Origin of the sequence: Sphingomonas sp. CCH5-D11 (assembly GCF_001557395.1) — a bacterium.
Taxonomy (GTDB): domain Bacteria; phylum Pseudomonadota; class Alphaproteobacteria; order Sphingomonadales; family Sphingomonadaceae; genus Sphingomonas.
The window spans coordinates 1-12,475 of record NZ_LSKH01000314.1 but is presented as its reverse complement, the minus strand read 5'-3'; the positions used below and the strand labels follow the sequence as shown (position 1 = coordinate 12,475).

General features: G+C 64.4%; 12 protein-coding genes. 5 read left to right on the top strand and 7 right to left on the bottom strand.

Annotation, left to right across the window (positions count from 1 at the left end):
- A partial coding sequence (locus AX702_RS21865) for a GFA family protein (protein WP_231731962.1) occupies positions 1 to 184 on the bottom strand: 184 nt, incomplete at its 3' end.
- Positions 185 to 288: 104 nt separating this feature from the next.
- Here AX702_RS21865 and AX702_RS19700 point away from each other — a divergent pair.
- The 3 genes from AX702_RS19700 to AX702_RS19690 are packed head-to-tail and all read left to right on the top strand — an operon-like array spanning position 289 to position 3,398.
- Complete coding sequence (locus AX702_RS19700; RefSeq protein ID WP_093063581.1) at positions 289 to 744, top strand: MarR family winged helix-turn-helix transcriptional regulator; 456 nt, start codon at positions 289 to 291, stop codon at positions 742 to 744.
- Entirely contained in the window at positions 737 to 1,810 is a 1,074-nt protein-coding gene (locus tag AX702_RS19695; RefSeq protein WP_066782083.1) for an HlyD family secretion protein, read from the top strand. Before AX702_RS19700 ends, AX702_RS19695 begins: the two co-directional genes overlap by 8 nt.
- 1 nt (position 1,811) lies before the next feature.
- Positions 1,812 to 3,398 carry a DHA2 family efflux MFS transporter permease subunit gene (locus tag AX702_RS19690; protein WP_082746381.1) on the top strand — a complete coding sequence of 529 codons (1,587 nt, stop codon included), beginning with the start codon at positions 1,812 to 1,814 and terminating at the stop codon, positions 3,396 to 3,398.
- 100 nt (positions 3,399 to 3,498) lie between these two features.
- Here the strand turns inward: AX702_RS19690 and AX702_RS19685 are convergent, their stop codons facing one another.
- On the bottom strand, positions 3,499 to 4,527 hold the full coding sequence (locus AX702_RS19685; RefSeq protein WP_066782087.1) for an aspartate-semialdehyde dehydrogenase: 1,029 nt from the start codon (positions 4,525 to 4,527) through the stop codon (positions 3,499 to 3,501).
- A gap of 67 nt (positions 4,528 to 4,594) precedes the next feature.
- A complete protein-coding gene (locus AX702_RS19680; RefSeq protein WP_066782082.1) occupies positions 4,595 to 6,826 on the bottom strand; it encodes a S9 family peptidase in 2,232 nt (743 codons plus the stop codon).
- Positions 6,827 to 7,029: 203 nt separating this feature from the next.
- Here AX702_RS19680 and AX702_RS19675 point away from each other — a divergent pair, with 203 nt between their 5' ends.
- Positions 7,030 to 8,091 (top strand): potassium channel family protein, encoded by a 1,062-nt coding sequence (locus AX702_RS19675; RefSeq protein WP_066782081.1) that lies wholly within the window; start codon positions 7,030 to 7,032, stop codon positions 8,089 to 8,091.
- Between the two features lie 113 nt (positions 8,092 to 8,204).
- On the opposite strand, the gene rplS is transcribed toward AX702_RS19675, so the two are convergent.
- From rplS to AX702_RS19660, 3 genes are read right to left on the bottom strand one after another with little or no spacing between them, the layout of a single operon-like run.
- Positions 8,205 to 8,591, bottom strand: a complete 387-nt coding sequence (rplS, locus tag AX702_RS19670; RefSeq protein ID WP_066782080.1) for a 50S ribosomal protein L19 — start codon at positions 8,589 to 8,591, stop codon at positions 8,205 to 8,207.
- 4 nt (positions 8,592 to 8,595) lie between these two features.
- The gene (trmD, locus tag AX702_RS19665) at positions 8,596 to 9,321 is read right to left on the bottom strand and encodes a tRNA (guanosine(37)-N1)-methyltransferase TrmD (RefSeq protein WP_066782079.1); all 726 of its coding nucleotides are present in this window, start codon (positions 9,319 to 9,321) and stop codon (positions 8,596 to 8,598) included.
- A complete protein-coding gene (locus tag AX702_RS19660; protein ID WP_066782086.1) occupies positions 9,318 to 10,835 on the bottom strand; it encodes a serine hydrolase domain-containing protein in 1,518 nt (505 codons plus the stop codon). The genes trmD and AX702_RS19660 overlap by 4 nt, the downstream gene beginning before the upstream one ends.
- A gap of 207 nt (positions 10,836 to 11,042) precedes the next feature.
- Between AX702_RS19660 and AX702_RS19655 the strand changes: the two genes are divergently transcribed.
- Positions 11,043 to 11,948 (top strand): NAD(P)/FAD-dependent oxidoreductase, encoded by a 906-nt coding sequence (locus AX702_RS19655; protein ID WP_066782078.1) that lies wholly within the window; start codon positions 11,043 to 11,045, stop codon positions 11,946 to 11,948.
- 43 nt (positions 11,949 to 11,991) lie between these two features.
- Here the strand turns inward: AX702_RS19655 and rimM are convergent.
- On the bottom strand, positions 11,992 to 12,475 hold a 484-nt coding region (gene rimM, locus AX702_RS19650; protein WP_066782085.1), incomplete at its 5' end, for a ribosome maturation factor RimM.

Below are 12,475 nucleotides of genomic sequence, written 5' to 3'. Positions count from 1 at the left end.
AGCGATACCAGTCGGGGCCACTCTCCCATCGCAACTTGCCCGCCGGCACGTTCACATATGCGATGGAGACGCCGCCGGTCGCCCGCTGACACATGCGGCAATGGCATAGGTAGGCGTCGTCACTCTCGATCTCGGCTGCATAGCGGACACGCCCGCACTGGCAGCCTCCCGTCATCAGCGTCATTCACCGGCTCCTCGGCAGGACCAACGCCTGAGGCTCAGGTCTGCTGCACGGCTATTTAACCCGGCACTGTGCGACAACACTTTCATTATATAAGCCTGCTTATTATGTGTGCGCACATGACAGACACGTTTGGCTTCCTGCTCAGCGACACGGCGCGAATGCTGCGCAAGCGCTTTGATGAGCGGGCGCGGCAGCATGGCGCCACACGCGCCCAGTGGAAGGCACTGCTGGCCATCAGCAGGAATGAAGGGATCAACCAGGGCAATCTCGCCGATCTGCTCGAGGTGGAACCGATCACCTTGTGTCGGCTCATCGATCGCATGCAGGAAAGCGGCCTCGTCGAGCGGCGGCGCGATCCCAACGACCGCCGTGCCTGGCAATTGTTCCTTACCGAGAAAGCCGGCCCGGTGCTCGAGGAACTGCACGAAACTGCCGATGAGCTGATGTCGCAGGCCCTTTTGGAAATTTCAGAAACACAGATCGACACGATGACAGAGCTACTCAACCGTATTCGCCACAATCTTTCCGCCAGCGAAACTCGGGAGGTCGCCCATGGCTGATGCCGATCCGAAGCCGGGCGCCGAGGCGCAGGTCGCCATGGGCACGCCCGTGGTGGAGCCCTCCGCCAAACGTCGCGGGCTGATCCGCCCCGTGCTCATGTTCGGCGTGCCGCTGCTGATCGCTGTGGTCGCCGGCTATTTCTATCTCACCGCAGGCCGCTACATTTCTACCGACAACGCCTATGTGCGGCAGGATGTGATTTCAATCAGCCCTGACGTGTCCGGGCGCATCGTGGCGGTGAACGTCAAGGAGAACCAGCGCGTCAAGGCTGGCGATATCCTGTTCCGGATCGATCCGGAGCCTTACCGGATCGCCCTGGCACAGGCGAATGCGGATCTCGCCTCGGCGCGGGTTCAGGTCGCCACCATGGCCACTGACAGCGGCAGCGCCGCGGCCGACATCGCGAGCGCACGTGCCGAGCTTACCTTGGCGGAGGCGACGTATCAGCGGCAGAACGAATTGATGAAGCGTGGCTTCACCACCCGCGCCAGCCTCGACGCGGCCACGCAGGATGTCGCCGCCGCGCGGGCGAAGATCGCGACCGGTCAGGCGGCAGCCGCTCGGGCACAGCAGCAGGTCGGCTCCGGGGGAGGCTCCGGCCAGCCCGCCGCCATTCAGGTGGCCTTGGCCAAGCGCGCGCAGGCAGAACTCAACCTTCAGCGGACCACCGTTCGCGCACCGGCTGACGGTGTTGTCAGTCAGACAAGCCGGCTGCAGGTCGGAAACATCACTCCGTCCGGGGTGCCTGCCCTCAGCCTCGTGGTCAGCGATCAGACCTGGGTCGAGGCCAATTTCAAGGAAACGGATCTCGATCACATGCGCGTCGGCCAGCCCGCCGAGCTGGGTTTCGACGCCTATCCCGACCTGAAGGTTACCGGCCGGGTACAATCGATCGGCGCCGGCACGGGCAGCGAGTTTTCCGTGCTTCCGGCACAGAATGCGAATGGCAATTGGGTGAAGGTGACGCAGCGCGTTCCCGTGCGCATCGCGATCGACGGCACGCCGCCGCGCGCGATGATCGCGGGCCTTTCGACCGACGTCAGCATCGACACCGGAGCACATTGAGATGGCCTCGCAGGCGGCGCCGGCTTCCGCGCCGCGAGCCGGTGCAGCGGCGGCAGGCCCTCCCGCTGCCGGCAAGCCATTGCTGGAGACCAATCACCGCGGCTTGCTGACCGTCGGCATCATGGGCGCCATGATCATGCAGATCCTGGACACCACGATCGCCAACGTGGCGCTGCCGCACATGATGACCAGCCTCGGCGCGACGGTCGACACCGTCACCTGGGTGCTGACAAGCTATATCGTGGCAACGGCGATCGCGCTGCCCGCCACTGGCTGGCTCTCCGACCGGCTGGGGAGCCGCAATCTCTTCCTCATTGCCGTTGGCGGGTTCATCGTCGCCTCCATGCTCTGCGGCATCGCGACCAGCCTGGAAGAGATGGTGATCTTCCGCGTGTTTCAGGGGATCTTCGCGGCCTTCATCAACCCGCTGTCGCAGACCTCGATGCTGGACATCAATCCGCCGGACAAGGCGGCCAAGGCGATGAGCGTCTGGGGCATGGGCGTAATGGTCGGCCCGATCATGGGTCCGGTGCTCGGCGGATGGCTGACGGAAAGCTATAATTGGCGCTGGGTCTTCTACGTCAACGTGCCGGTGGGCGCCCTCACCTTCGCGATCCTGTGGTTCCTCCTGCCCAGCCGTCCCAAGGCGGTCAGGTCGTTCGACTTCGCCGGCTTCGTCTATCTCGGCGTGGCGGTCGCGGCGTTTCAGCTGATGCTGGATCGCGGACAGAGCGAGGATTGGTTCGACAGTTGGGAAGTGATCATCGAGGCGCTCGCCACCGTGGCGTTTACCTGGATGGCGGTCTTCCACTTCGCCACCGCAAAGAAGCCGCTGTTCGACCGTGCGCTCTTTCACAATCGCAATCTCGTCACCGGACTGTTCTTCATGCTGGTGGTCGGGATCTCGACCATGGCGCCGATGGCGCTTCTGCCGCCGATGCTGCAGAACCTGTTCGGCTATCCGGTGATCGACACGGGCGTGATGATGGCGCCCCGCGGCGTGGGCGTGCTGGCCACCATGTGGCTGGCGGGGCAGATGATGGGCAAGGTCGATACCCGCATCGTCATCATGGTGGGACTGGTGATCTTCGGCGTTTCGCTGCGCCAGATGTCCCAGTTTTCGCTGGAGCAGGATTTCTGGCCGGTGATCACGGCGGGCTTCGTTCAGGGGCTTGGCATGGGGCTGGTCTTCATGCCGCTGAACGCGCTCGCCTTTGCCACGCTGGATGGGCGCTACCGCACCGACGGCTCGAGCCTGCTGAACCTGTTCCGCTCGATCGGCCAGTCGGCCGGCATCTCCATGGTCACCGTGCTGCTCGCCCGCAACACCCAGATCAGCCACGCAGACTTGGCGCAGCATGTCACACGAAACGCCATCGCCGGCTTTGACGTGGCGCGGCTGAGTGGTTTCGGCTCGCTGTCTGACGCCGCTATGTCCATGGTCGACGGCATGGTGAACAAGCAGGCGGCAATGATCGCCTATCTCGACGATTTCTATTTGATGAGCTGGATATCGTTCGGCGCGATCCCCCTAGTGCTGCTGTTGCAGAAGCCGAAGGGCAAGATCGAGGTGGTGCACAGCGAATAGGTGGGAGCAGGCGCTCTTCCGCACCCTGTGTCACAATGAAAACGGGGGCGCCTCTGGATGGAGGCGCCCCCGTTCACTTTGATTTAAGCGCGTAGGAGCGTCAGGCCGCCTTCTTCAGGTGCCGCCGCCCGAGAAGCTCGGCGATCTGCACCGCGTTCAGCGCAGCGCCTTTGCGCAAATTGTCGCTCACGCACCAGAGCGACAGGCCGTTATCGACCGTCGAATCCTCGCGCACGCGGCTGATGAAGGTCGCATAATCGCCGACGCACTCCACCGGCGTGACATAGCCGCCGTCCTCGCGCTTATCGACCAGCATCACGCCGGGCGCCTCGCGCAGGATCTTCTGCGCCTCCTCAGCCGAGATCTCATTCTCGAATTCGATGTTGATGGCTTCCGAATGGCCGACGAACACCGGAACGCGAACGCAGGTTGCGGTCACCTTCACCTTGGGGTCGAGGATCTTCTTGGTTTCCACCACCATCTTCCACTCTTCCTTGGTGGAGCCATCCTCCAGGAAGCTGTCGATGTGCGGGATCACGTTGAAGGCAATCTGCTTGGTGAACTTCTTTGCTTCGGCCTGATCACCGACGAAGATGTTCCGGCTCTGCTCGAACAGTTCGTCCATGCCCTGCTTGCCGGCCCCCGAAACCGACTGGTAAGTCGCCACCACGACGCGCTTGATCTTGGCGACATCATGCAGCGGCTTCAGCGCCACCACCATCTGCGCCGTCGAACAGTTCGGGTTCGCGATGATGTTCTTCTTGGTATAACCGTCGATGTCGCCCGGGTTCACTTCCGGCACGATCAGCGGCACGTCCGGATCCATGCGATACAGCGAGGAATTGTCGATCACCGTGCATCCGGCCGCGGCGAACTTCGGCGCATAGACCTTGGTCGCCTCGCTTCCGATCGCGAACAGCGCAAAGTCCCAGCCGGCCGGATCGAAATGCTCGATGTTCTTGACCGTCAGCATCTGGCCGGTCTCGCCATATTCGATCTGGTCGCCAACCGAGCGCGAAGAGGCGAGCACGGCGATTTCATCGGCCGGAAACTCGCGCTCGGCGAGGATGTTGATCATCTCGCGCCCGACATTGCCCGTCGCCCCAGCAACCACCACCCGGTAACCCATAAACCAGTCCTTCAACTCGTAACCGCGCGGCCCTTAGCGCCGCGCGAAACAAAGTGCCAACAAAGCTTTACTTTACGTCATTTTTCGTCACGTGGCGATCAAGGAAGGCGAGCATCGTCGTCCACGGATGAATGTCGCGCACCGCGCCATGCGCCTTCCCGGGGTACAGCATCATTTCGAACGGCCGGTTGGCGGCCTGCATCCGGGCAGCAAAGGCAGTCGCATTGTCCAGAAAGACATTGTCGTCGGCCATGCCGTGCATCAGCAGCAGTGGATCGCTGATCCGCTCGGCCGTCTCAAGCGCGCTTGCAGCCCGATAGGCGGCCGCGTCGCGCGTCGGATCGCCCATGTACCGCTCGGTGTAATGCGTGTCGTACAATGACCAATCGGTGACCGGCGCGCCCGAAATGCCGGCGGCGAACACCCCCGGATGCGCCTCCATCATCTTCAGCGTGAGATAGCCGCCGTAAGACCAGCCGTAGATCGCGATCTTGTCCGCATCCACGAACGGAAGCGATTTGAGGTAGGCCGCGCCAGCGAGCTGATCATCCACCTCCACCGTCCCCATCGCATGCCAGATCGCATCCTCGAACGCCTTGCCGCGATTGTCTGAACCGCGATTGTCGATCTGGAAGACGATCCAGCCCTGCTGCACCAGGAACTGGCGCAGCGGCATGTTGCCCGGCCAGTCGCGCCACACGTCCTGGCTGCCGGGGCCGCCATAATGCATGAAGAACACCGGATAGCGCCTGCCCTTCTCCAGCACAGGCGTAATCATCTGCCAGTGGAGCGGCGTGCCATCGGCCGCCTTGATCGTCCCGAACTCGGTCGGGCGATGACTGGCAAGATACGGCGCATAAGGGTGATCGCCGCTCACGGCATTCTCGTTCACCCAGGCGATCCGCTTGCCATTCGCGTCAGCCAGGAACGTCTGCTTCGGCTGGGTGGGGCTCGAGCGACTGATGATAAAGCGGGTTCCCGTGTCGTCGCCTGACGCCCCGCTCAGCGACCAGCCTGCCTCGGTCACCCGGGTGATCTCGCCCGGACGCGAGAGGTCCAGCGCGTAAAGGTGCCGTTCGAGCACCCCATCGCGATTTGCCGTGAAGAACAGCCGGCCTTCCGCCTCATTCACCGAGACCAGCGAATCGACCACCCATGCACCCTTGGTCAGCTGGGTCCAGGCGCCCGCCTTCCAGCGGTAGAGATGCCCGTACCCGTCGCGCTCGGAACGCCAGACGAGGCTGCCGTCTTTCAGCGCGCGATAGGCGTCCGACAGGTTGATCCAGCTTCTCTCGCCAGCGCGTTCGCTGAACAGCACGGTAGACTTGCCCGTCGCCGGGTCCACTCGAAGCATATCGAGCGTGCGCTGATCGCGCGATTGGCGCTGGACCAGCAGCGCCGAACCATCCGGCAACCAATCAACGCGCGCGAGATAGATGTCGCGATCCGCGCCGAGATCCACCTTCACCTTGCCGGACCCATCCGGCTTCATGATGAACAGGTCCACCAGCACGTTGGGCGTGCCCGCCGCCGGATACTTCTGCTCGTAAATGCTCGTGCCGGTGGCGCCGATCGACGCGCGCGTGAAGACACGCACCGGCGCCTCGTCGAACCGTTCGACCGCGATCAGACGATCGTCAGGCGACCACCAATAACCCGTCCGCCGATGCATCTCCTCCTGGGCGACGAACTCGGCCTCGCCGAAATGGACGGTGCCGCTGCCTTCACTGGTCAGCTGGCGTGCCGCGCCGGCGCCCGCCGGGCGGACCCACAGGTTCTGGTCGCGCACGAAGCTGACGTAGCGGCCACGCGGAGATACGACGGGGTTCAGCGCGCCCCGGCTTCCCTCCAGCCGTTGAACATTGCCGTCGAGCGTGGCGACGAACAGTTCGCCATCCACCGGCACCAGGATCGATTTGCCGTCCGGTGCCCAGTCGTAGTCCAGAATGCCCGTTTTGCCGGTCTTCGAGCGATCGCGCTCCCGCTGCATCTTTTCCGCCTCGGAAAGCTCAGCACCGCTGCCGACCTTTCGCGAATCCACCAGCATCCGGGACTGCCCGGTTCGGGTGTCCATCGCCCACAGATCGAAGCGGTTGCGCTCATCATCACGCGGGCGCACCGACGTCAGCAACGTACCATCCGGGGAAAGGCGCAGCGCCTGCGGCTGGCCGCCGCCGAGATCGGGGCTGGCGAAAACACGCTGAAGCGTCAGCTTCTCCGGTGGCGTCGTCGACTTAGCCATTGCGGTGCCCGCCCAGATCGTCAGCCCGGCTCCGATCGCCGCCATCCATATGCGCATTCACTCTTCCCAACTGCTTCGAACCGGCGGGTTAGCCCGGCCGCCCGGGAAGAGCAAAAGCCAAGCCGCTTCATATCGGTCCAGCCATTCCCGCGCCGAGTGTCCGATCCGCCTCCAAACCTCGTGGCACGTCTCAACGCCCCTGAACCATCGGCCTCTCCGGGGCCTCGACTTTGCACGCGTTGCGCGCTTAGGTCGCGGCGATGCGTCTGAACAAGCACGTCAAGGATCTGCACCTGAGGCGCCGCAGCGCCCTGCCCGAATGGGCCAGCCTGGGGCTGCGGGTGCTGTTGGCGCTATCGCTGATCAGCGTTGCGCTGGGCGGCCACTGGCTCGATCGCGACGGTCTGCGGGACAATATTGACGGTGCGATCAGCTTCACGGACGTTCTGTATTTTACCATGATCACCGTCACGACGGTGGGCTACGGCGATATCGTTCCGGTTACCGACAGCGCACGGCTGTTCGACACCTTCGTCGTCACGCCCATTCGCCTGTTCGTGTGGTTGATTTTCCTGGGGACCGCTTATGATTTCCTGTTGCGACGCACGTGGCAGAGGTGGCGCATGAAGGTGATTCAGCGGCAATTGAGCGGCCATGTCGTGATCGCCGGCTATGGCACCAGCGGCAACGAAGCGCTTCGCGAACTCATCCGGCGCGAGGTGGATTCCTCCAGCATCGTCGTGATCGATCGTGACGAACGGGCGCTGGCACATGCCGAGGAATGCGGGGCGGTGGTGCTGGACGGCGATGCTACGCGGGATGCGACCTTGCAGATCGCTCGGATCGACCAGGCGGCGACGTTGATGGTGTCGGCGGGCCGGGACGACACGACGATCCTGATCGTGCTGACGGCACGCCGCCTTTCGGAAAGCGTGCGGATCAGCGCGGTGATCCGGTCGGACGACAATGAGCCACTCGCCCGACAGGCTGGCGCGGATGTGGTGATCAATCCGGCAAGTTTCGCCGGGCTGTTGCTGGCGGGATCCTCGAACGGCCCGCACGTCGCCGAATATCTAACCGATCTTGCCGCCGCCTACGGCCGCGTTGCGCTGCATGAGCGCGATGCCACGCCGGAAGACGTGGGTCGGCCGCTCACCGGCCTTTCCACTGGCCTTGGCGTTCGCATGTTCCGCAATGGCCTGTGCATCGGCTTCGACCAGCCGGAGGCCGCCGCGGTCCAACTAGGCGATCGCATCGTGGAAATCGTGCGTGGCGGCGCTGACCTGCAAGGCGGTGCACCTGCACACGGCAGGCGCGCCTGACGCCCTGCGTCATTTGTATATGCTGATGACGCCGGAAGCGGCCCGACCGGCGGGCAAGAAAAAGGGCGCCGGTGGAACCCACCGACGCCCTTTCATCTGCTCGCTCCGGCGGATTACTCCGCGGCGGCAGCGGCCGGACGGTTGTCGCGACGCTCGGCGATACGTGCCGACTTGCCGGTACGACCGCGCAGGTAATAGAGCTTCGCGCGACGCACGGCGCCCTTGCGCACCACCTCGATCGAATCGACGTTGGGCGAATACAGCGGGAAGACGCGCTCCACACCCTCACCGAACGAGATCTTGCGAACGGTGAACGACGAACCCATGCCCTTGTTCGAACGCGCGATGCACACGCCTTCGTAGTTCTGGACGCGGGTGCGCTCGCCTTCGACGACCTTCACGCCAACCTTGAGCGTGTCACCCGGGCGGAACTCCGGAATCTTCTTGTTCGCGGTCAGCTTGGCAATCTGCTCGGCTTCGAGCTGCTGAATCAGGTTCATGACTTCATTCCTGTTCGTCGCCGCGCGCCAGAGGGCGGTTGACCCGAGCGCCGACATGGCGCTCCCACAGGTCCGGCCGCCGTAGCCGTGTATCTTCCTCCGCCCGGCGCTGGCGCCAGGCGGCGATTTTCGCATGATCCCCCGATCGCAGCACTTCAGGAATCGTGCGCCCTTCCCATTCCTGAGGTCGGGTATAATGCGGATATTCCAGAAGGCCGCTTTCGTGGCTTTCCTCGACTCCGCTTGAAGCCGCGCCCATTACGCCGGGAAGCAGCCTGACGCAAGCGTCAAGAAGCACCAGCGCCGCCGTCTCGCCGCCGGACAGCACATAGTCGCCGATCGACACCTCCTCGATGTCGCGCCCATCGAACAGCCGCTCGTCAAAGCCCTCGAACCGGCCACACAGGATCACGGCGCCCGGCCCCGCCGCAAGCTCTCTAACCCGCGCCTGGGTCAATGGCTTGCCACGCGGCGTCATCGCCAGCACCGGCCTGCCCTCCCCCTGCGCGTCCAGCGCGGCGGCGAGCACGTCGACGCGCAACACCATGCCCGCGCCTCCCCCGGCCGGCGTATCATCCACCGTCCGGTGCCGGTCGGTGGCGAAGTCGCGAATGTTGACGGCCTCCACCGACCAGCGCCCCTCCGACAGGGCACGACCGGCGATGGCATGGCCCAGCGGCCCGGGAAACATCTCGGGGTAGAGCGTCAGAACGGTGGCAGAAAAGGTCACGGGTTGGCGGCGGTAAAGCTCAGAACCTGAAGGCTCAAGGCCGGAGTTGGCGCACGCTGCACCCGGCCAGCGACATTGCCGCTCGCGCAGGTCCAGGTGAAATGCCCTTCCATCGCCGAAATGGCCGTGATCGGGGCGTCTGTGCGGCAGGCGCCGACCTTGCGCTTCAGGTCCGCAATGTCCGTACGGCGGCGTTTGAGATCCCGATCGAGCAGCACATTGTTCGCCAGCGGCGCGCGGGCCGGATCGCTGCTCTTCCACACAGTTCGGGCAAGGTCATAGGCGCGCGCCAGATCCGCTGACACGGGCACCGGCCGCTCGTCCGCCAGCCCGGCCTGGCGAAGCGCATGGAGCGCCTGTGCAGCCGGTCGGCTCGGCCCGGCATAGGTGCGATTGGCGAAGGCGAAGACGCCGACACCGGCGTCGGGCAGCATCATCACAATGGAGCCATAGCCCGGATAGCCGCCGCTGTGCGTCACGATACGACCCACCTCGCAATCGTTCACCACGGACCAGCCCATGGCATAAGCCGTGGCGACGCGGCACATCTGCCCCGAAGCGCTTGGCCGTTCCACCGTGCTGACGAAATTGGATCCTTCGACAATCTCGCGAACGGTGGCACGCTTCACCGGCCCCGCATCGGCGCTGTCACGCGCTGGCCAGGCGGACAGCAGGAACGAAACCCAGCGCCAATAATCATTGGCGGTCGTCTGCACGCCGCCCATCGCCCCGAAAGCGCCATCCGCCATGTCGGGCTCGCGCACCCAGGCGTCATCCTGCCAGCGATAGCCGAGCGCGCGCCGCTCCTGCGGCCCATTCAGCACATCATATCCCGTCACGGTCATGCCCAGCGGCGCCATGATCTCTCGTCGGATATAATCCTGGTAGCGCAGGCCTGAGACGTTGCTGACGATGCGGCCGAGCGTGGCATAGCCGAAGTTGGAATATTCCATCCGCTGTCCGGGGGTCTGAGCGAACGGCACGCCGGCCTTCAGCATGGCCGTGAACGCCGGTTCGGACAGCGGCTGCTGCCGATCACCCCAGGGATTGTCTTCCACGAAGCCGGCGGTGTGATGCAGCAGATCCTCCACCCGGATGCGGCGGCTGTCCGCGCTGGGATAGCTCCAGCCGCGCATTTCGGGCACGTAGCGTTCGGCCGGTGCGCTCAGCGACAGCCGATCCTCATCGCGCAGCTTCAGGATTGCCATGGCGGTGAACGCCTTGGACATGGAGGCGATGCGGAACAGGCTGTCCGCCGTCACCGGCCGCTTGGTGGCGACGTCCTGCACGCCCAGCCCACGGACGATGACGAGCCTGCCATCCTTGACCACGCCATAGACAAGGCCAGGAACGTGGGATTGCTTCATCCAGGCATCGAAGATGCTGGTGAGCTGCGGCTCCAACGCCGTGACATCAGGCGCGGCGGCTTGCGCTGCTGGCGCCTGGTCAACTGCCTGGGCGGTAGCAACGGTCGGCGAGGCGAGCAGCAAGGCAGCAGATAGCGCACGGATCATGATCAACCCCCGTTGAAAGCAGGACCAAGCGTTACCGCCCGCCTTTCGCCCGTCAACTATGGCCGGTCGCGCTTCTCGGCCCAGCCGCGTTCCGGACAGCAGCGCCTTGGAAGCGCGGCGGGCCTCTGGAACCCCTCAAGGGCATTGCCGCCCGCCAGTTCCGTTTCGGTCATGGAACCACCTGCGCCCTCGATCGCTCCGCTGCCCATGCACGATTGCATCATCATCGGGGGCGGCCCCGCCGGGCTGACGGCGGCCATCTATCTCGCCCGGTTTCACCTCGACATCCTGCTGTTCGACAATGGATCGAGCCGCGCTTCCCTGATCCCGTGCACGCACAATCATGCGGGCTTTCCCGATGGCATCAGCGGCAAGGAATTGCTGGCGCGAATGCGGACCCAGGCGGCGTCGTTCGGCGTCCGGAGCCAGTCTGCAACCGCCACCGCGATCGAGCCGCAGGATGATGTTTTTCTTGTTCGCAGCGCCGATCATGAAGTCCGCGCGAGAACCGTCCTGCTGGCCACGGGCGTGGTGAACAACCGTCCCGACATGGATCACGCGCTTCATGACAGCGCGCTTGAACAAGGCCTGCTGCGCTATTGTCCGATCTGCGACGGATATGAGATCACCGACAAGCGTGTCGGCGTGATCGGCACAGGCACTCACGGGATGCGCGAGGCTCTGTTCCTGCGCGGCTATTCCAAGGACGTGACGCTGATCGCGCCCGACGCAGAACATATGCTCGACAAGGATTGCGCCGCCGCGCTCGACCGCGCCGGCGTGTCCCGCATCGACGGCCCTTGCGGAGGCTATGCGATCGAAGATGATAAGCTGGCGCTGGATACCGCGGCCGGGCGGCTCGCGTTCGACAGCGTCTATCCCGCTTTAGGCTCCCAGATCCGATCCGACCTGGCATTGGCGGCGGGCGCCCGGGGAACGGACGATGGCTGCATCGTCACCGACGAACATCAGCGCACGACGCTGCCGGGCCTGTATGCGGCAGGCGATGTGGTGCGCGGGCTGGACCAGATCAGCCATGCCATGGGTCAAGCAGGCGTTGCCGCCACGACGATCCGTAATGAGTTGAACGAGCGACAGCCGCTCCGACGCTAGTTTGAAAGCCCCGGAGATCGCCAAGGGGTCCGGCCGGATCCGATCAGTCGGCGGCGAATGCCTCGGCCACAACCAGGCGCTCGCCGCTCCATTCGGGAACAGCGCGCTCGTTCATGGGCACCATGAAGCGTTTCCCGTTGGGACGCTCGATCTCGATCACGTCGCCCGCCCCGAAATTCTCCACCCCGACGATATGCCCCAGCGGTGTGCCCGTCTCGGATGAAGCCGGCAGTCCAATCAGATCTGCATGGTAATATTCGCCCTCCTCCAGCGGAGGCAAAGCGGATCGCGGCACCACCAGCTGGGTGCCGCGCAGAGCTTCGGCCGCATTGCGATCCGAAACCTCGGCAAACCGCGCGATGTTGCCGCGCAGGGACCGCAACGTCAGCGCGCCGCCGTTGAAAGAGGTGAAAGCCGCAACATCGTCGGCGAAGAGCTTCAGCTTCACTTCGCCGGCGATGCCGTGCGGCCCCGTCACGGCCGCCATGACGACGACAGGCTCACCCGTTGGGCGAGCCTTCGTCGCC

Excerpts from the sequence above, each read along its gene's own strand:
- AX702_RS19700 (WP_093063581.1), top strand. The coding sequence starts at position 289 with ATGTGTGCGCACATGACAGACACGTTTGGCTTCCTGCTCAGCGACACG.
- AX702_RS19695 (WP_066782083.1), top strand. The coding sequence starts at position 737 with ATGGCTGATGCCGATCCGAAGCCGGGCGCCGAGGCGCAGGTCGCCATG.
- AX702_RS19690 (WP_082746381.1), top strand. The coding sequence starts at position 1,812 with ATGGCCTCGCAGGCGGCGCCGGCTTCCGCGCCGCGAGCCGGTGCAGCG.
- AX702_RS19685 (WP_066782087.1), bottom strand. The coding sequence starts at position 4,527 with ATGGGTTACCGGGTGGTGGTTGCTGGGGCGACGGGCAATGTCGGGCGC.
- AX702_RS19680 (WP_066782082.1), bottom strand. The coding sequence starts at position 6,826 with ATGCGCATATGGATGGCGGCGATCGGAGCCGGGCTGACGATCTGGGCG.
- AX702_RS19675 (WP_066782081.1), top strand. The coding sequence starts at position 7,030 with ATGCGTCTGAACAAGCACGTCAAGGATCTGCACCTGAGGCGCCGCAGC.
- rplS (WP_066782080.1), bottom strand. The coding sequence starts at position 8,591 with ATGAACCTGATTCAGCAGCTCGAAGCCGAGCAGATTGCCAAGCTGACC.
- AX702_RS19660 (WP_066782086.1), bottom strand. The coding sequence starts at position 10,835 with ATGATCCGTGCGCTATCTGCTGCCTTGCTGCTCGCCTCGCCGACCGTT.
- AX702_RS19655 (WP_066782078.1), top strand. The coding sequence starts at position 11,043 with ATGCACGATTGCATCATCATCGGGGGCGGCCCCGCCGGGCTGACGGCG.